The organism is Natrinema amylolyticum (assembly GCF_020515625.1).
GTDB classification, from domain to species: Archaea; Halobacteriota; Halobacteria; order Halobacteriales; family Natrialbaceae; genus Natrinema; species Natrinema amylolyticum.
The window spans coordinates 386755-403281 of record NZ_JAIWPJ010000002.1; the positions used below are offsets into that span (position 1 = coordinate 386755).

The 16527-nt window shown below is 65.5% G+C and carries 17 protein-coding genes; 6 read left to right on the plus strand and 11 right to left on the minus strand.

Annotation, left to right across the window (positions count from 1 at the left end; translation table 11 throughout):
- Positions 1-67: 67 nt before the first annotated feature.
- Positions 68-1162 carry an archaeosortase A gene (artA, locus tag LDH66_RS12210; protein ID WP_226481350.1) on the plus strand — a complete coding sequence of 365 codons (1095 nt, stop codon included), beginning with the start codon at positions 68-70 and terminating at the stop codon, positions 1160-1162.
- Complete coding sequence (locus LDH66_RS12215; RefSeq protein WP_226481351.1) at positions 1155-1871, plus strand: metallophosphoesterase; 717 nt, start codon at positions 1155-1157, stop codon at positions 1869-1871. Before artA ends, LDH66_RS12215 begins: the two co-directional genes overlap by 8 nt.
- Positions 1872-1914: 43 nt before the next feature.
- On the opposite strand, the gene LDH66_RS12220 is transcribed toward LDH66_RS12215, so the two are convergent.
- Complete coding sequence (locus LDH66_RS12220) at positions 1915-2136, minus strand: hypothetical protein (RefSeq protein WP_226481352.1); 222 nt, start codon at positions 2134-2136, stop codon at positions 1915-1917.
- 148 nt (positions 2137-2284) lie between these two features.
- Complete coding sequence (locus LDH66_RS12225) at positions 2285-3640, minus strand: NAD(P)/FAD-dependent oxidoreductase (protein WP_226481353.1); 1356 nt, start codon at positions 3638-3640, stop codon at positions 2285-2287.
- Positions 3641-3829: 189 nt separating this feature from the next.
- On the opposite strand from LDH66_RS12225, the gene LDH66_RS12230 reads away from it, so the two are divergent.
- Both LDH66_RS12230 and LDH66_RS12235 read left to right on the plus strand, forming a co-directional pair.
- Complete coding sequence (locus LDH66_RS12230) at positions 3830-3967, plus strand: transporter (protein WP_226481354.1); 138 nt, start codon at positions 3830-3832, stop codon at positions 3965-3967.
- 61 nt (positions 3968-4028) lie between these two features.
- Positions 4029-5009: a nucleoside hydrolase gene (locus LDH66_RS12235; RefSeq protein WP_226481355.1), complete on the plus strand. Its 981-nt coding sequence runs from the start codon at positions 4029-4031 to the stop codon at positions 5007-5009.
- Between the two features lie 61 nt (positions 5010-5070).
- Here LDH66_RS12235 and LDH66_RS12240 read toward each other — a convergent pair whose 3' ends face one another.
- Positions 5071-6834, minus strand: coding sequence for a GMC family oxidoreductase (locus LDH66_RS12240; RefSeq protein WP_226481356.1), 1764 nt, complete (start codon positions 6832-6834; stop codon positions 5071-5073).
- Positions 6834-7883, minus strand: coding sequence for a gluconate 2-dehydrogenase subunit 3 family protein (locus tag LDH66_RS12245; RefSeq protein ID WP_226481357.1), 1050 nt, complete (start codon positions 7881-7883; stop codon positions 6834-6836). Before LDH66_RS12245 ends, LDH66_RS12240 begins: the two co-directional genes overlap by 1 nt.
- Positions 7884-8132: 249 nt before the next feature.
- Here LDH66_RS12245 and LDH66_RS12250 point away from each other — a divergent pair, with 249 nt between their 5' ends.
- Entirely contained in the window at positions 8133-8609 is a 477-nt protein-coding gene (locus LDH66_RS12250; protein WP_226481358.1) for an acyl-CoA thioesterase, read from the plus strand.
- A gap of 77 nt (positions 8610-8686) precedes the next feature.
- Here the strand turns inward: LDH66_RS12250 and LDH66_RS12255 are convergent, their stop codons facing one another.
- From LDH66_RS12255 to LDH66_RS12280, 6 genes are all read right to left on the minus strand, one after another.
- Positions 8687-9403: an ABC transporter ATP-binding protein gene (locus tag LDH66_RS12255; protein WP_226481359.1), complete on the minus strand. Its 717-nt coding sequence runs from the start codon at positions 9401-9403 to the stop codon at positions 8687-8689.
- Positions 9400-10131 carry an ABC transporter ATP-binding protein gene (locus tag LDH66_RS12260; RefSeq protein WP_226481360.1) on the minus strand — a complete coding sequence of 244 codons (732 nt, stop codon included), beginning with the start codon at positions 10129-10131 and terminating at the stop codon, positions 9400-9402. The genes LDH66_RS12255 and LDH66_RS12260 overlap by 4 nt, the downstream gene beginning before the upstream one ends.
- On the minus strand, positions 10128-11285 hold the full coding sequence (locus LDH66_RS12265; RefSeq protein WP_226481361.1) for a branched-chain amino acid ABC transporter permease: 1158 nt from the start codon (positions 11283-11285) through the stop codon (positions 10128-10130). The genes LDH66_RS12260 and LDH66_RS12265 overlap by 4 nt, the downstream gene beginning before the upstream one ends.
- Complete coding sequence (locus LDH66_RS12270; protein ID WP_226481362.1) at positions 11278-12150, minus strand: branched-chain amino acid ABC transporter permease; 873 nt, start codon at positions 12148-12150, stop codon at positions 11278-11280. The genes LDH66_RS12265 and LDH66_RS12270 overlap by 8 nt, the downstream gene beginning before the upstream one ends.
- Before the next feature lie 3 nt (positions 12151-12153).
- Positions 12154-13497: an ABC transporter substrate-binding protein gene (locus LDH66_RS12275; protein WP_226481363.1), complete on the minus strand. Its 1344-nt coding sequence runs from the start codon at positions 13495-13497 to the stop codon at positions 12154-12156.
- 155 nt (positions 13498-13652) lie between these two features.
- A complete protein-coding gene (locus tag LDH66_RS12280; protein WP_226481364.1) occupies positions 13653-14618 on the minus strand; it encodes an MBL fold metallo-hydrolase in 966 nt (321 codons plus the stop codon).
- Here LDH66_RS12280 and LDH66_RS12285 point away from each other — a divergent pair.
- Entirely contained in the window at positions 14617-14757 is a 141-nt protein-coding gene (locus tag LDH66_RS12285; protein WP_226481365.1) for a hypothetical protein, read from the plus strand. The two genes, LDH66_RS12280 and LDH66_RS12285, sit on opposite strands and share 2 nt — an antisense overlap.
- A 163-nt stretch (positions 14758-14920) precedes the next feature.
- Here the strand turns inward: LDH66_RS12285 and gatB are convergent, their stop codons facing one another.
- Entirely contained in the window at positions 14921-16417 is a 1497-nt protein-coding gene (gene gatB, locus LDH66_RS12290) for an Asp-tRNA(Asn)/Glu-tRNA(Gln) amidotransferase subunit GatB (protein WP_226481366.1), read from the minus strand.
- Positions 16418-16527 lie beyond the last annotated feature (110 nt).

Consider the following 16527-nt stretch of genomic DNA (forward strand, 5'->3'; position numbering starts at 1 on the left):
CCCGGCGGCGACCGAGCGCTCCGAGGCGTCAAGTTGATAGCGGGAGAGTCCGTCGGATCACGTGAGTATGTCGGCCCTCCAAGCGACGACCGCCGCGGCCGCGACGGGCGTCGATCTCGCGGCGACGGGGACGATGTCGATCACCCCGGCAGTCCTGGATTCGCTCGGACTGTCCGACTGGATCGCCTGGATCGCGATCGGAACCTTCGTCGCGGCGATGGCGCTCCAGTGGGCCGGTGCCGTCGATCCGGCCCGATACGTCGCCGCAGCGGCCTGGGCCGTCTTCGGCGTCTACTGGGTCATGCTGGTGCCGTACTACTACGGCCAACTTCAGAGTCCGCTGGAGACGTTACTGGCGCTCGCTGCACTGCCCCTGTGTCTCTACACCGGCTACCTCCTCGTTCAGGGCCGGGAGTCGCTGCTCCTGCTCTCGAAAGCCGTCGCGTTCATGGGGCTCATCTATCTGCCCGCCGAGACGATCCCGGTCGTTCGGACGTGGTTGATCGAAACGACCGCGGCACAGACTCACTTCGGGATGGAGCTGTTAGGACACAGCCCCGGACTGACCGAAGGAGCGGAGGGCTACCTGAGCAAGTTCGACTTCGATCCCGAGGAGACGGTGACCGGACGGACGACTTACATCATCATGGCCTGTACCGGTATCGGCAGCATGGCCATCTTCGGCGGTCTCATCGCTGCAGTCGAGGCACCGCTCGAGCGGAAAGCGATCGCCTTCGTGAGCGCGATCGGCGTCATCTGGTTTCTCAACCTCTCTCGAAACGTTTTCATCGGGCTGGCCTCACCGTGGGGCTGGTTCCAGCAGGACGTGTTCGTCTACATCGCGAGCGACCTGATGGGCGCCCCCGCGAGCCGGACCTCCTACATCGTCGCGCACAACTTCATTGCGCAGACCCTCTCTATCGTCGCCCTGCTGGGCATCACCTACCTCGTCGTTCGCGTCCTCCCGGAAGTCCTCGAGCCCCTCGAGGACGTCCTCTTCATTCTGACCGGCTCCGAGTACGACCTCGAGGCAGCGCTCGGCGAGGGGATGCGTACCGACGGCGGGACGGACCCGGCGCGGTCAGAGTCGACGCGGTCGCCCGATTCCGGCGCGACGGTCGACTCCGACGTCGCGTCTGATCCCGAAACCGACGATGACTGACGACACTGCCGTCGACGTTCCGTTCTCGATCCGCGACCGCGCCGTCCTCTTCCCCGCCGCCGAGACGCTCGTCCTCGCCGATATTCACCTCGGCAAGGCGGCCGCCTCGAGCGTCGAGGCACCGATCGACGACGGGAGCGACGCCGTCGAGCGGCTTCGGGGGCTCCTCGCGGACGCCGAGCCGACCACGGTCGTCGTCGCCGGGGACCTGCTGCACTCGTTTTCGCGGGTTCCGCGGGGGGTCGAGCGCGATCTCGAGCGGTTCGTCGAGACCGTCGACGCGGCGGGTGCCGACCTGATCGTCACGCCCGGCAACCACGATACGATGCTCGAGAACGTGTTTTCAGGCGCGACCGTCGGGGAGTACCGGTTGGACGACGGCGAGACGGTGGTCTGTCACGGCCACGAGCGCCCCGAGGCGGCGGCCGAGCGCTACGTCGTCGGCCACGACCATCCGGCGCTGTCGATCGAGGGTCGTAAACTGCCGTGTTTCCTCTACGGGCCGGCGTGCTACGACGGCGCGGACGTGCTCGTCCTCCCGGCGTTTACCCGGCTCGCCGCCGGGTCGACGGTCAACGGGATGGCCGGTCGCGACTTCCAGACGCCGCTGGTCCGAACCGCCGACGCGTTTCACCCCGCGGTCAGGGACGACTCGAGCGGCGAGGTCCTGTGGTTCCCGCCGTTGGGGGAGCTACGGCGGTTGCTGTGACTGTCGACGGCCCACTCCTCGTTCGGGTGGACGACGGTCGACGTCAGCGACGCTTGACTCCACTGGCCGACGGGACGGTGACGAGCCACAGCGCGCCGGTCCGAACGCCGGTCGCGTCGGTGGACGCCACCAGGTTTCTGAAGAAGTCGCTGAACGTGATCAGTAAGACCGCCGCGGTAATGATCAAAACGAGGAAGGCGAAGAAAATGATCGCCGCTTGTCGCCCGGTCAACGCCGTCCCTTCGAGGAATTCGTCCATGGCCATAGCGATTCCGTCCGTGTCTCGAGGTGACGAGACGAGCGGAAGTTAGTATTTTCCCGCTACTCGAGGACTGTCATCGGACGGAGAACGTAGCGACCGCGGAGGCGGCGACGGGATGCCGCGATCACAGCGCCTGCCGACTCGAGTGCGGTCACCGCGACAGGTCGTCGATCACGACTTTGGCCGCCCGCCGGCCGCTCTCCATCGCGCCTTGGATCGACGACCACTGCGTGTAGTCGCCGGCCAGATAGACGGCTCCTGCGGGCGCGCGAGCGTCGGGGAGGCGGTCGTGAATCCCCGGCGGCTGGTCGAACTGCGCGAACGGGACGCGCTCGGTGTGGAGCGTCGCGAGGCCGTCGAACGCCTGCTCGGGGTACCACGACTCGAGGGCTCGTCGCGTCCGGTCGGCGAGATCCGCGTCGCGCTCGTCCGCGCCGCGATCGGCGTCGCTCCGCGTCGAGAGTGCGCGGTCCTCGCACTGTTCGTCGAGGTAGGTCGCGCTGATCAGCGTCGTCCCGTCTGGGGCGTATTCGGGCGCGACCGCACTGTGCGGGACGACGTGGTTCGGCCCGCGATCGGTCGCGTTCAACAGGAGTCGGCGTCCGGTCTCGAGGTCGGTGTCGGCCGGCAGCGCGTAGTACTGGGTGACACAGCCCCGTCCGTCGGTCGGGATCGAAGCGACGTCGGTGAGGTCGCGAGCGGTCGGCGGATCGGTCGCGACGACGACCGCGTCGGCGTCGACGGTTCCGCCGTCGGTCTCGACCGTGACTCGGCCGTCGGCGCGGTCGTCACTGCTCGAGCCGCCGCCGTTCGTCGCGACTGACTCGACCTCGACGCCCGTTCTGATCGTCCCGCCGGCCTCGCGAACGCGGGCGGCGAGCTGGGATGGGATCGCTTCCATGCCGGCCGCCGGGACCACCGTCTCGCCCGCCGCGAGCGTCCGGAAGGTGTACTCGAAGACGTGCCGGGAGGTCGAGAGCGACCGGTCGAGCGTGATACCCCCGTAGAACGGTGCGACGAAGCCCTCGACGAACGCCTCGGAGAACCCCCGATCGCGGAGGAACTCGTCGATCCGTTCGTCGCTGCCGGCGAATATTTCGTCCGGCTCGGTTCGCCGGAGGTCCCACCAGAGCCGAGCGACTCGAATCGCGTCGCCGACGGAGACGTACGGACTGGACAGCGTCGACGAGACGGTTCCCGGTTCTCGGAGCGGGTCCGCCAGCGTCGACCGACCGTTCGGTCCGGCGACGGTGGCGCCCGGCGCGAACCGGCGGCAATCGAGCGACTCGAGATCGAGTTCTTTCCGCACCGCCGGATAGGCGGTGAAGAGGACCTGAAAGCCGCGATCGAAGCGATAGCCGTCACGCTCGAGGGTTCGGACGCGGCCCCCGACCGTCTCTCGGCGTTCTACCAGCGCTACGTCCACGCCGCCGGCGGCGAGGTGCCGCGCGGCGACCAGTCCGGCGAGTCCGCCACCGGCGACGACGACCTGCGGAGTCGAACGCATACGGAGGAACGTCCGTCCGGCGGCGAATAAAATGGTCGACCCAACAATGCAGGCCGCGTCGAGGGCGGCGGGGTCCTCGCTCGAGGACGACGCTCCTCGGGTCTCACTCCGGAACGGGGGAACCGTCTCCGAGCGGCCCGTTGTGAATGCGTGCCGTCGTTCTATCCGTCGTCGCGTCGTCCAAGAGATATGGCCAAACTCTCGACGATCGTGATCCTCGCCGGCGTCCTGATACTGCTCTTCCCGATTCCGCCGATCGCGAGCGCGCTCGGGGGCGTCGTCATCATTCTCATCGGAATCGCGCTCCGGGTACTAATGGGGAAGTGATGAGCGCGACGCCGACCGCCCGATCACCCGTCTCCGAACGCGATCCGGGAACTGTGAGCGCATGAGCGGCGCGGACTCCCGGCGAGTGATCGTCGACACGGACACTGCCGGGGACGACACGCAGGCGCTCCTGCTGGCGGCGCTCTCCGATCGCGTCTCGCTCGAGGGCGTCACGATCTGCGCCGGCAACGTCCCGTTCGAGTATCAGGTCGAGAACGCCAAGTACACCCTCGACCTCGCCGACGTCGCCGACGACGTGCCGGTCTACGAGGGGGCGCGGTCACCGCTGCTCAAGGACCACGAGTTCGCGGAGTACATCCACGGCGAGGGCGGACTGGGCGGAAATCTCTTTCCCAACACGGGGATCCCGTCGGCCGACGAGCACGCGGTCGATTACATCGTCCGCTCGGCCCGGGAGAACCCGGGCGAGATCACGCTGGTCTGTATCGCGCCGCTGACGAACGTCGCCTTGGCGCTCCAGCGCGAGCCCGACCTCCCCGAGTTGCTCGAGGACGTGTGGATCATGGGCGGTGCCGCCAACGCGCTCGGCAACGTCACCCCCGCGGCGGAGTACAACTTCTGGGTCGACCCCGACGCCGCTCGAGCGGTGACGGGTGCCGTCGAGGCGACGCTCGTCGACTGGGGCGTGACGGTGCGCGATTCGGTGTTCGACGCCGACGTCTTCGCGGACATCGAGGCGATCGACACGCCGCTGGCGGACTTCTTCGAGACGGTCACGGAAGCGGTCCGAGCGTTCAACGCCCAGTCCGACCACGACGCCCTCGGGGCGGACGTCACGACCCAGCCGGACTCGATGACCGTCGCGACGCTGCTCGAGCCGGAGCTGATCGACGCGGCCGGCAGGTACTACGTCGAGGTCGACGACCGCGAGGGGCTCACTCGCGGATACAGTCTGGTCGACGAACTCGGCGTGACCGAGGGCGAGCCGCGAACGCGCGTCGTCGAGTCCGTCGACGGCGACCGGTTCGAGCGGATGCTGCTCGATACGCTTCGGCACCGGGACCCGCACTACGCCGAGTGACCGGTCCGGGACTCGGACTCGAGTCGCGAACCAGCGGGACCGAAGCCGGAGCCGAGACCGGCTACGGGCTCACGAGTAGGTCGGGACTGTCGAGGTACTCCTGAATGCCCTCCGCCGCGCGGAAGGCGAGCGCACCGACCGTTCCCGTCGGGTTGTAGCCGCTGTTGTGAGCGAACGCCGACGCCCCGGGGACGAAGAGGTTGTGCGCGTCCCAGTTCTGCAGGTAGTTGTTCACCACGGACTCCTCGGGATCCGAACCCATGATCGCGCCGCCGGTGTTGTGTGTCGACTGATAGGGCGTGATGTCGAAGCTGCCCTCGAGACTCGTGCTGGCTTCGACCCTGTCGGCGCCCATCTCCTCCATGATCTCCTCGAGGTAGGGGCCGATGTACTCGACCATCTGTCGGTCCTGCTCGCGCCAGTCGAAGGTCATCCGGAGCAGCGGCCGGCCGTACTGATCAGTGTAGTTGGGGTCGAGGTCGAGATAGTTCTCTCGGAACGGAAGCACAGCACCCTGGGCGGCGATCGAGACCGAACTGTGGTAGTTGTCGATGCTCTCGGCCTTGAACTCGGAGCCCCACGAGGGGGTATCCTCGGGGACCGGGTTGTTGGCGATCGGCCGGTCGCCGGTCTGGTTCAGGGCGACGTTGCCGCCGTGGAGGAAGTCCAACCCGGAGTGATCGAAGTTGTCGCCGTTGAAGTCGTCGATCGACGCGCCGAGCGCGCCGGCACCCATGTAGAGGTTCCACTCCTCGTCGTCGAAGAAGCCGCGGGCGCTGGCCTGGAAGTTCTGGTAGCAGTAGTTCTTCCCGACGGTGCCCTCGCCCGTCTCGGGGTCGTACGGCTCGCCGATGTCCGACAGCAACAGGAGCCGGACGTTGTTCAGCACGTAGGCGGTCAGCGCGACGACGTCGGCCGGCTGCTCGTACACCTCGTCGGTCTTCCGGTCGACGTACCGGACGCCCTCGACCCGTTGCTCGTCCTCGTTGTACAGCAGTTCGACCACGTCGGCGTGCGTCCGCAGTTCGAAGTTGCCCGTCTCTCGGGCGGCGGGGAGGACGGTGGTGATCGGCGAGGCCTTCGCGCCCCACTCGCAGCCGAATCGCTCGCAGTAGCCACAGTACTGACACTGGCCCTGCTGGACGCCGTCGGGGTTCGTGTACTGCTCCGTGAGGTTGGCCGAGGGAGCCTGAAACGGTTCGTAGCCCAGCTCGGCGGTCGTTTCCTTGAATCGCTCGAGGACCGGCGTCTCCATCATCGGTGGGAGCGGATACTCCCGCGACCGGGGCCCCTCGTAGGGGTTGCCCAGGTCCTGGATCTCGCCCTCGATGTTCCCCGCCTGGCCCGCGATACCGGCGGTGTACTCGAACGCGTCGTAGTATGGCTCGAGTTCGTCGTAGCTGATCCCCCAGTCCTGGAGCTGCATGTTCTCGGGGATCTTCTCCTCGCCGTACTCGTCGACCGTCCGCGACCGAATCTCGAAATCGTAGGGGAGGAACCGCCACGTCTGGCCGTTCCAGTGGACGCCCGCGCCGCCCTCGCCGGAGCCGGGTAGGAACGCGCCGTAGCGACGCATCGGCAGGGCGGTATCGTCGACCGCGTTCCGGAAGGTGATCGTCTCCTTCGAGAGGTCCTGCATCAGCTTGTACCGCAGGGCATAGCCCAGCTCGTCGTGGACCGTAAAGAAGTTCTCAGTCTCGCGCTCGCCCCCTCGCTCCAGGCTCACTACCTGATAGTCCTCCTGAGTGAGTTCCTTGGCGATGATGCCGCCGGTCCAGCCCGCGCCGACGGTCACGACGTCGACGGGATCGAGCTGTTGTGCCATCAGTGCTCACCCCCGTGGTCGGCGGCCTCGTCGTCGAGATCGGTCTGGACTGTCTCACCGTCGGCGTCGCCGCGAGCGGCCTGCTCGTCGACGACGTTCGGATAGTCCGCCTCGGCCGCGTTGTGGACGTGTGCGTGCCCTTCCTCGCTCTGTTCGTTCGCCGGCTGTTCGTTCTCGCCGTCGATCCCGAGCGACTCGACGTCGTCGGCCAGTTTCCGGAAATCGCCCTCCTCGAGTTCGATGTACTCGCCCTCCTGTAACAGCCCTCGATAGCTGCCGAGCGCTCCGGGCGTTCCGGGGAACCCCTTCAACCGCCAGCCGATCATCTCGCGGTTGCCGCCGTACATCGGATCGCTGAACATCCCCTCTAAGGTGTTCTGCCGGACCATGAGGAAGAAGCCGCTCGCGTCGATATCGGTCTCCTCGAAGGTATCGACCTCGTCGGCCTCGAGCGCGGCGACCACCTCGTCCTGCTGGCTCCCGTCGAGTCCGGTGAACGACTCGGCGTCGTACTCCGACTCGACGTACTGCTCGACGGCGTAGATCCCCTGGTCGTACGCCTCGTTGGGCGTGAGCGCGTACTGCCAGCCCTGGGTCGCGGCGGGGTCTTCCTCGGCCCACGGCACCTCGACCTCCTCGCCCGCGGCCTCGCCCGGTTCCTGCTGAAACGGATCGGTCGGGGTCTTTCCAGCGAACGGTGCCTCCATGTACCACCGCTCGCCCCGGCCCCACGCCGAGTTCATCTGCTCGTCGATGAAGTAGACCACGCCGGCCTCCGGCGCACCCGGCCCGTTGTCGTCGGATGGGTAGATCCGCGCCGTCAGGTCGTGGACCACCCGCGCTTGCTGAATCGTGAAGTACTCGAGCCCCTGCGGCTCGACCTCGACTTCCTCGACCTGTTCGAGGGGAGCCACGTCGAATTTCTCGGGGTCGAACCCCTCCGCCGTCCCGGCGATCCCGAACACGGCCAGCGTGCCGCCGGCCCGCATTACTTTCCGCCGGGAGAGGTCTCGCGTGAAGTCGAACGTTGGGTCACCGTCGTCTGACATACAGGCGACGGACGCCGAGTGACGGAATAGTGAGTGTCCTTGCGAATGCGTGTCATATCCCGGCTGCCCATCGAATCGGTCCGAGAGCCGACTGCAGATCGAGTGGTCACGGGCGTCGACGCGCTGATCTTCGTCCGCGAAGCGGAGCCGAACCGCGCCACCGACGGGTGTCCTCGACGGGAGCGGACTCCGAACCCGGCCGCTTGCCGTGGCCGATACGGTTTTGCACGTCGCGAGGGCGTTGCCGGTATGGGAGACACTGACGCGAACGATCCGGACCGGGACTCGGAGCGTCCGGCCTTTCAGCCCGTCCTCGAGAACCGCGTTCGATTCGCTGAGACCGACCAGCAGGGAATCGTCTTCTACGGCGAGTACTTCACGTTTCAGGACGAGGCGATCTCCGCGTTCTTCCGGGATCTCGACTACCGGTACGAGACGATGCACGACCGGGGCTGGCAGACCCACGTCGTCAACGCCGAACTGAACTACCACGCCGGTGCCGAGTTCGAGGACGTCATCGTCAACGAACTGCGCGTCGCCGAGATGGGGTCCTCGAGTTTCACGTCCGACTACCGCGCGAGGCGGAAACGCGACGGCGAACTGCTCGCCGACGGCTCCGTTACCCACGTCGCCGTCGACCTCGAGACCGAGGCGCCCGTCGCCGTCCCGGACGACTTCCGGGAGGCGGTGGCGGCGTTCCAGGGCGGCCTCGAGTCGAGCGACTAACGCTTCAGGATGCACTCGCCGTCGCGTGCGCCGCGAAAAAAACGCGCGATCGGTGTCGCGCTATCGGTGACCCGCGCTCAGTGGACGCCGACGTACGCCTCGCGAACGTACTCGTTGTCGGTGAACTCGTCGTGCGTCCCCGACAGTTCGATCTCGCCGGTCTCGATCAGCGAGAGCCGTTCCGCGTGGTTCAGCGCGAACGTCGAGTTCTGCTCGGCGAGCAGGATCGTCAGCCCCTGCTCCGAGAGGCGCTCGAGTGCTTCGCTGATGTCCTGGATGATCACCGGTGCGAGCCCGAGCGTCGGCTCGTCGAGCATCAGCACGTCCGGATCACTCATGAGTGCCCGCCCGACGGCGAGCATCTGCTGTTCGCCGCCGCTCATGGTCTCGGCCTCCTGTTCGCGGCGTTCGTCCAGCCGCGGGAACAGTTCGTAGACCATCTCGAGGTCTTCTCGGACTGCATCGCGGTCGTCGCGGAACTGCGCGCCCATGAGCAGGTTGTCGTGGACCGAGAAGTACGGGAACAGGTCCCGGTCCTCGGTACAGTAGATCAGGCCGTCCCTGACGATCTGTTGCGGGTTCACGCGGGCGAGATCCGCTCCGTCGTAGCGGATCGTTCCCTCGTATTCGACGAAGCCCGCGATGGCGTTGAGCATGGTCGTCTTGCCGGCTCCGTTGGGGCCGATGACGCCGTAGATCTCGCCCTCGTCGATCGACAGCGAGACGCCCTTCAGTGCGTGTGACTTTCCGTAGTAGACGTTGAGATCTTCGATCTCGAGTATCGGATCACTCATTCGATTCCCTCCCCAGCGAGGTAGGCCTCCTGGACTGCGTCGTCGTCGGCGATCTCTTCGGGGGTTCCCGCCGCGAGGAAGTCGCCGTTGTTGAGGACGATGACTCGATCGACGAGTTCCATCAGGCCGCCCATGTTGTGGTCGACGACGACCATCGCCATCCCTTCCTCGCGGAAGCGCTCGATCTGGTCGGCCAGATCCGTGATTTCGGCCTGATTCATCCCGGCGAAGGGCTCGTCGAGCAGCATCATGTCGGGCTCGGTCGCCAGCGCTTTGGCGATCTCGAGCCGGCGAACGTCCGCGTGCGGGAGTTCATCCGGCATCTCGTCGAGCTTGTCCTCGATGTCGATGCGAGCGGCGTACTCGTAGATCTCCTCGTCGCTCGCGCCGCCGTGGAGCGAGCGGATACTGTTCGGCAGGGTGAACAGCTTGATGTTCCCCGAGACGGAGTAGAGATCGATCGGGTTCGACTCCTGTGAGACCCGTGAGAGCCCCTTGTTGACGATCTGGTGGGTCGAATCCGACGTGATGTCGTCCCCGTTGAACCGAATTTCGCCGCCGGTCACGTCGTAGATACCCATGATGCAGTTGAACACCGTCGACTTGCCCGACCCGTTCGGGCCGATCAGGCCGACGATCTCGCCCTCGTCGACTTCGAACGAGAAGTCGTCGACGGCGACGAGGCCACCGAACGTCTTCGTGAGACTGTCGACTTCGAGCACGCTCATTCGGACTCACCTCGAACGGCACCGAGTCGGTGCCAGATGGCTCTGAACAGCCCGTCCCGCGCGAACACGAGCACCAGCAAGACGATCAACCACAGGAAGAGATACCGGACCGGCGTCGAATAGCCGTGGAGGACCTGGTGGTTGAGAATCTCGAAGAGGAACGCGCCGCCGAGCGGGCCGAGAATCGAACTCATGCCGCCGATGACGGCGATCGCGATCATCTCGATGCTGTTGTCGACGACGACGAAGGTGTTCGGATCGACGTTCCCGGTAAAGCCGACCAGGAGCACGCCACCGATTCCCATCGGAACCGAACTGAGCATGAACGACCAGAGCTTGAACTTCGTCGGATTGATCCCGGCGGCGGACACCGCCGATTCGTTCTCGCGGATCGCGACCAGGATCATCCCGAGGTCCGATCGAGCCATGAACGTCAACGCGAGCGCGATGAGCAGCATCGGGATCACCATGTAGTAGTATCGCATCACTGGATCCCAGGTGAAGACGTCCGGCTGGCCGAATCCCGGAATTCCGCCGAGCGAACTAAAGGCCGTCGTCAGCCTGTAGAACAGGAGCACGGCGACGAACGTGATCAGCGAGAAGTACGGCCCCTCGAGTCGGAGTGTCGGCAGTGCGATCAACAGGCCGACCGCGAGGGCGGCCAGCACCGATATCGATCCCGTGACCCAGATCGACAGCGTCGGATCGACGTGCACGATCAGGAGGGCCGTCGCGTACCCGGCCGCGCCCGACAGCGCGGAGTGGCCGAAGCTGATGTAGCCGGTGTATCCGCTCTGGATGTCCCAGCTCATCGCGAAGATGGCCCAGATGCTGGCCAGCGCTAGCGTCCGTAGGAGGCCGCCGCCGAGGAGCGGCCCGACCACCGGGGCCCAGACGCCCGCGGAGAGGAGCGCGACGAAACTGACGGCGATCACGCCGAACTGCAGTCCCGTCATCTCTCCGAAGTACGGCCCCAGTAATCGGTTGTAGCCCCTCGCGCCGGGATCGAGTACCCGGTCGAGCGGCGCGAAGAGCCGATCGAGGACGCGACCGATCGGCGACAGGAGCTGTCGTCGCACCGTCCCGGCGATGTTACCGATCCGTCCTGTCACCGTCGAGAGCACCGTTCCGAGGAGTAGAATCGTACTAATCATGGGCGAACTCCCTCCCGTAGAGTCCCTGCGGCATGAACAGCAGGAATATCACGAGCACGACGAGCGAGAGGATCCCTCTGAACCCGTGCCCGACGAACGTCACCGTGAACTGTTCGAGGAATCCGATCACGTACGCTGCGACTACGGACCCCTTGATCGATCCGATACCGCCGATAACGACGATCATGAACGCCAGCGCGAGCGGGTTGAGCCACATGAGCGGCGTGGCTCCGCCCGTCGAACCGAGGATGATACCGGCGGCTCCGGCGAGCGCCCCGGCGATGAGCCACGTTTTCGATCGGACCGAGTGAAGGTCGACGCCGGTCAACTGCGCCCCGCGTTCGCTCATCGAGGCCGCGAGGATCGACCGCCCGTCGTCGGTCTTCGTGATGTAGTACCACAACAGTCCGATCGCGATCCACGAGATGACGAACCCGAGGAACTGAACGGTACGCGGCCGCGCGTTGATCCCGTAGGGCTCGAGGTTCACGGCACCGCTGACGAGCGTCATGCCCAGCGGCGAGCTTCCGAACTGGATGAGGATGACTTCCGTCGCCGCGACCGCGACGATGACGGTCGCCAGAAACGTGATGACGACGTTTTCCTCGACCCAGCGAACGAGTATCTGGTACAGCCCCCACGAAAAGAGGGCGACCACGCCGATGGTGACCGGGAACGCGACGACGGGGTGGGTACTCTGTGCGAGGACACCGAAGACGTAGGCCCCGGACATGATCAGCGCGCCGTGAGCGAGGTTCAGGGTCCCGCCGACGCCGAAGATCATGGTGAAGCCGATGGCGATCAGGGCGTAGACGGCGCTGATCATCGTTCCTTGCAACACCAGCGTAGCGATATCTCCGAGCATTTCTCACTGCATCCACGGCGGCATCTGGTGGTCTGCAGTCCGGTGCTGATCGGGGTAGACGCACTCGATTTCCTCCGGTCCGACCCACTGGGTCATGGGGTAGTTCGTGATCGTCCCGTCCTCTCCGCGCTCCTCTCGGACGTCGTGTGGGTAGTCAGAGTCCTCGCCGTAGAAGCTGACCTGGCCGGCGACACCGGTGAAGTCGACGTCGAGCATCTCGCCGACGAAGTCGTCGAGGTTGTCCCGCGTGTTCGTCGTCTCCAGCGAGTCGACGACCTCCTTGAAAACGTGGACGCCGTCGTACGTGTTGAATCCCATGTACATCGGTGCCCGAATTGGTGCGCTATCCGCGTCCTGATACCGACTGGCGTAGTCGTCGACGAAGGGCTGCGTGCGGTCCGTAATGGGAGCGACGCCGGCAGCACCGGACTGCGACGTCGTCTCGTAGGTCGCAGCGCCGTTGTACGCCGACGGACCGTTGTACGACGGGAGCATCCCGGGAACGTGCACGCCCTCGATGCCGAACTCGTACTGGCCCTCGTGCCACCGCGTGAGCATATCGCCGCCGTCGATATGTGCGAAAAACCGCAGGACGAAGTCCGCGTTCGACTCGTTGACGTCGCTCATCACCGGACCGAAGTCGGTCCCCTCGATCGAGAGGGCGTCCTGATAGACGACCTCTAAGTCCCGCTCCGAGAGCAGATCCGGAATCTGGTCGCCGAACGGTTCCGTCCAATCGGCCTGATCGCGGAGAAACGCGACTCGGTTCCAGCCGTGTCGATCGTTGAGGTGGGCACAGTAGTCGGCGATGGACTCGGCCTGGAAATCGGAATTGATCGGACCGATACGGAATACGTTCTTGTACTGTTCGTAGTCGGAACCGGCGTATTCCGTGATCAGGCCCGGATCGGCCGACCCGGTGATCATAAACGGGACGTCGAACTCGGCAGTGAGATCCAGAATCGACTGCGTCGTCTCGGAGTTGAACGTTCCGATGAGGAGGTCGACGTCTTCCTGCTGGATGAGTTCCTCCGTCACGTTCTGTGCTTCACTCGGATCCGTTCGCGTGTCCTTCGTGATGACTTCGGCTTCCTCGCCGTTGAAACCGCCGTCTTCGTTGAGTTCCTCGACAGCCATGTCGACCGTCCGCTTGGATCCGATTCCGAGCGGATTGCTCATCGGCGCGAGATGACCGATCGCGAGTCCGTCGCTACCGCCGCCACCGAGACAGCCGGCGAGCGTCGTCGCGACGGCACCGGCACTCGCGGCTCCCAGGAACGTTCGTCGATCGACAGAACCGTTACCAAATCTATCCGATTTGAGATTATTATTATCTTCGTTAGCCATTGTGTGTCAGTGAGTTACCGATTCTCACTCCTCCCTTTTGATTCTCGCTTAATAAAGATGAGGGAAGTTAGCAAGAATATTGAGAACAATACACAGGTTAGAAGTTTACGGACGCAATGGCGGTTCGACTGACTGGCCTACTGATCGGCGGTCACTCAGAGAGTCACGTCGGTATCGACCGTTTTGGTTACTGGCCGATACTCGCCGTTTTCGTACGCGAGACGGCCCTCGTGGTGGAGGTGATCGAGATGGGCGAACGCCTCGCCGGGGCCGTGGACGATGTGAATTCCCTCGAGGTCGCCGAACAGATGGGCGCTGACCGTCCAGGCGTCGGCAGGCCCGTGTTCGTCGAGGAAGGCGAGGATCGCCGCCGTTCGCTCGCGATGGTGCTCGAGGATGGTCTCGGCCCGCTTGGTCGGCTCGTCGATGGGGTCGCGGTGACCGGGCCAGACCCGTTCGTAGTCGCGGTCGATGAGTCGCTCTACGGTCTCGACGTACTGCTGGAGGGGCCGCTCGACCCGGACGTCCGCGCCGCCGACGTTCGGCGTGTACACCGGGAGGACGGCGTCACCGACGAACGCCTCGTCACCGCCGTCGGTTTCGAAACAGCACAGTCCCGCCGCGTGTCCCGGCGCGTGGACCGTCTCGAGGGTCCGTCCGCCGACTTCGAGAACGTCACCGTCCTCGATCGGCGTCGGGTCGGCCGGCCGCCCGTCGATTTCGGCCGACTCGAGGAAGGCGAGGAGTTCCGCCCGTGCGTCCTCGGGAACGCCCCACTCCTCGAGGCGTTCCCGGCGGCGGTCTTCGACGGCCGCGATCGCGTCCGGTTCCTGGGCGACCAACGGCGCATCGGCCTCGTGGACGTAGACCGTCGCGTCGCTTTCGGCCTGAATCTCGCCGGCCAGTCCGGCGTGATCGACGTGGAAGTGGGTGAGAACGATGTCGTCGACGTCGGCGAAGTCGTAGCCGCGTTCGGCGAGACCGTCGCGGAGGTCCCGTCGAACGGAGTCGGTGGCGAGCCCGGTATCGACGAGCGCGAGTTCGTCCGCGGCGTCGTCGTCGAGCACGTAGGCGTTGTTTCGACCCTCGAACTCTTCGTTCCCCAGCCTGATACGATTCATGTCGAGACACCACTCGCCGATCGCTCATAATTCGCCGGGTCGTGACGGGCGTCGCGACGAGTTCGTCGACCACGACGACCTCGAGGCGATCATCACGCCGCAGGGCGACGAGACCGGTATCGCCGTCAAAACGTCGTGAGCTACCGGTAGCAGCCGTGAAGGATGATGTCTGCACTGCTCGTTCGTTCCCGACAGCGCCGAGTGCTCTGCTCGTGCCGGCAATAGGGACTCGCCACGCCCTCCCCAGCCGATCGCTGCTCACGGGCGCTGCGTAGCGCCGCGCTCTCGTTCGCCTTCGGTAGCTACCCCTCGAGTTCGGATCGAAGGAGCTGATTCACGTCGCCGGGATCCGCGCTGCCGCCGGTCTTCTGCATGACCTGCCCCACGAGGAAGTTGATCGCGCCGTCGTCGCCGGCCTCATAGTCGCCGACGGCGTCGGGATTCTCGTCGATCGCCTCGACGACGGCCCGCTGGACTTCGTCCTCACCGGTCTTGCCCAGTCCCTCCTCTTTGACGACCTCGTCCGGCGTCCGGCCGTCGTCGAGCATCGACCGCAGGACGGTCTCGCGGGCGTTCTTCGCCGTGATTTCGTCGTCGGCGACGAGTTCGACGAGCCGTTTGACCTCCTCGAGGCGGCCCTCGATCTCCGTGATCTCGATGTCGCGGTAGTTGAGTTCGCCCAGCAGGTTGTCCGCGACCCACGTGGCGGCGAGATCGGGGTCGAACTCGCCCGCGACGTCCTCGTAGAAGTCCGCGACCTGCTTCGTCGAGGTGAGCTTCGAGGCGGCCTCCTCGCTCAGACCGTATTCGGCCCGGAACCGCTCGCGGCGGGCCGAGGGGAGTTCCGGAATCGCGATCTCCTCTTTCCAGTGGGACACACGGAGAGGCGGCAGGTCAGCTTCCTCGAAGTACCGGTAGTCCTTCTCCTCCTCTTTCGAACGCATCGAGACCGTGATGCCCCGGGACTCGTCCCAGTGGCGGGTCTCCTGTTCGACCGCGCGGCCGCGCTGGATCGCGTTCTTCTGGCGCGTCTCCTCGTAGGCCAGCGCTTTCTCCGCGCCCTTGTGACTCGAGATGTTCTTGACCTCCGTCCGGTTCGCGGCCTCGAGCGCGTCGCTCCCGATCTCGTCGGTGTCGTCGCCGTCGATATCGTCCGCGGGGATGATCGAGAGGTTGGCGTCGATCCGCAGGCTGCCGTCGCGCTCGGCGTCGAAGACGCTCAGGTACTCGAGGACTTCCTCGAGTTCGGCGAGAAAGGCCCGAACCTCGCTCGGACTGCGGAAGTCGGGTGCCGTGACGATCTCCATCAGGGGCGTGCCCGCGCGGTTGTAGTCGACGAGGGTGTACTCCGCCGAATCGATGCCGCCACCGCCGCCGACGTGCTGGAGACTGCCCGGGTCCTCCTCGAGGTGGGCGCGCTCGATCGCGACGGTGCGCCGCTGGCCCTCGACGGAGACCTCGAGTTCGCCGTCCTGGCAGATCGGCTCGTCGTACTGAGTGATCTGGAAGTTCTTGGGCAGGTCGGGGTAGTAGTAGTTCTTCCGGTGGAACCGCGTCTCTTCGGGGATGTCGGCGTCGATCGCCTTCCCGATCTTGACGGCGGCCTCGACGGCGCCCTCGTTGAGTACCGGCAGCGCCCCCGGGAGCCCGAGACAGACCGGACAGACGTTGTCGTTGGGCTCGTCGCTCGGCTCGGTCGAACAGCCACAGAAGATCTTCGTGTCGGTCTCCAGTTGGACGTGGACCTCGAGGCCGATGACGGTCACGAGGTCGCCCTGCTGGACGGTCTGGGCAGTCATTGGAGGCGATTCGGGCCCGCGGGGGTAAAACGTAACGGACCGGCGCGTACGGCGGACCGACGCGCGAACGCCAGCAGACGGCTCGAGCACGTCCTTGGGGCCGGGGTGGC

Coding starts and splice junctions, on each gene's coding strand:
- LDH66_RS12270 (WP_226481362.1), bottom strand. CDS start 12,150: ATGCTCGGAGATATCGCTACGCTGGTGTTGCAAGGAACGATGATCAGC.
- LDH66_RS12285 (WP_226481365.1), top strand. CDS start 14,617: ATGTCGAGACACCACTCGCCGATCGCTCATAATTCGCCGGGTCGTGAC.
- LDH66_RS12235 (WP_226481355.1), top strand. CDS start 4,029: ATGAGCGGCGCGGACTCCCGGCGAGTGATCGTCGACACGGACACTGCC.
- gatB (WP_226481366.1), bottom strand. CDS start 16,417: ATGACTGCCCAGACCGTCCAGCAGGGCGACCTCGTGACCGTCATCGGC.
- LDH66_RS12280 (WP_226481364.1), bottom strand. CDS start 14,618: ATGAATCGTATCAGGCTGGGGAACGAAGAGTTCGAGGGTCGAAACAAC.
- LDH66_RS12250 (WP_226481358.1), top strand. CDS start 8,133: ATGGGAGACACTGACGCGAACGATCCGGACCGGGACTCGGAGCGTCCG.
- LDH66_RS12265 (WP_226481361.1), bottom strand. CDS start 11,285: ATGATTAGTACGATTCTACTCCTCGGAACGGTGCTCTCGACGGTGACA.
- LDH66_RS12245 (WP_226481357.1), bottom strand. CDS start 7,883: ATGTCAGACGACGGTGACCCAACGTTCGACTTCACGCGAGACCTCTCC.
- LDH66_RS12225 (WP_226481353.1), bottom strand. CDS start 3,640: ATGCGTTCGACTCCGCAGGTCGTCGTCGCCGGTGGCGGACTCGCCGGA.
- LDH66_RS12240 (WP_226481356.1), bottom strand. CDS start 6,834: ATGGCACAACAGCTCGATCCCGTCGACGTCGTGACCGTCGGCGCGGGC.
- LDH66_RS12220 (WP_226481352.1), bottom strand. CDS start 2,136: ATGGCCATGGACGAATTCCTCGAAGGGACGGCGTTGACCGGGCGACAA.
- LDH66_RS12230 (WP_226481354.1), top strand. CDS start 3,830: ATGGCCAAACTCTCGACGATCGTGATCCTCGCCGGCGTCCTGATACTG.
- LDH66_RS12260 (WP_226481360.1), bottom strand. CDS start 10,131: ATGAGCGTGCTCGAAGTCGACAGTCTCACGAAGACGTTCGGTGGCCTC.
- LDH66_RS12255 (WP_226481359.1), bottom strand. CDS start 9,403: ATGAGTGATCCGATACTCGAGATCGAAGATCTCAACGTCTACTACGGA.
- artA (WP_226481350.1), top strand. CDS start 68: ATGTCGGCCCTCCAAGCGACGACCGCCGCGGCCGCGACGGGCGTCGAT.
- LDH66_RS12215 (WP_226481351.1), top strand. CDS start 1,155: ATGACTGACGACACTGCCGTCGACGTTCCGTTCTCGATCCGCGACCGC.
- LDH66_RS12275 (WP_226481363.1), bottom strand. CDS start 13,497: ATGGCTAACGAAGATAATAATAATCTCAAATCGGATAGATTTGGTAAC.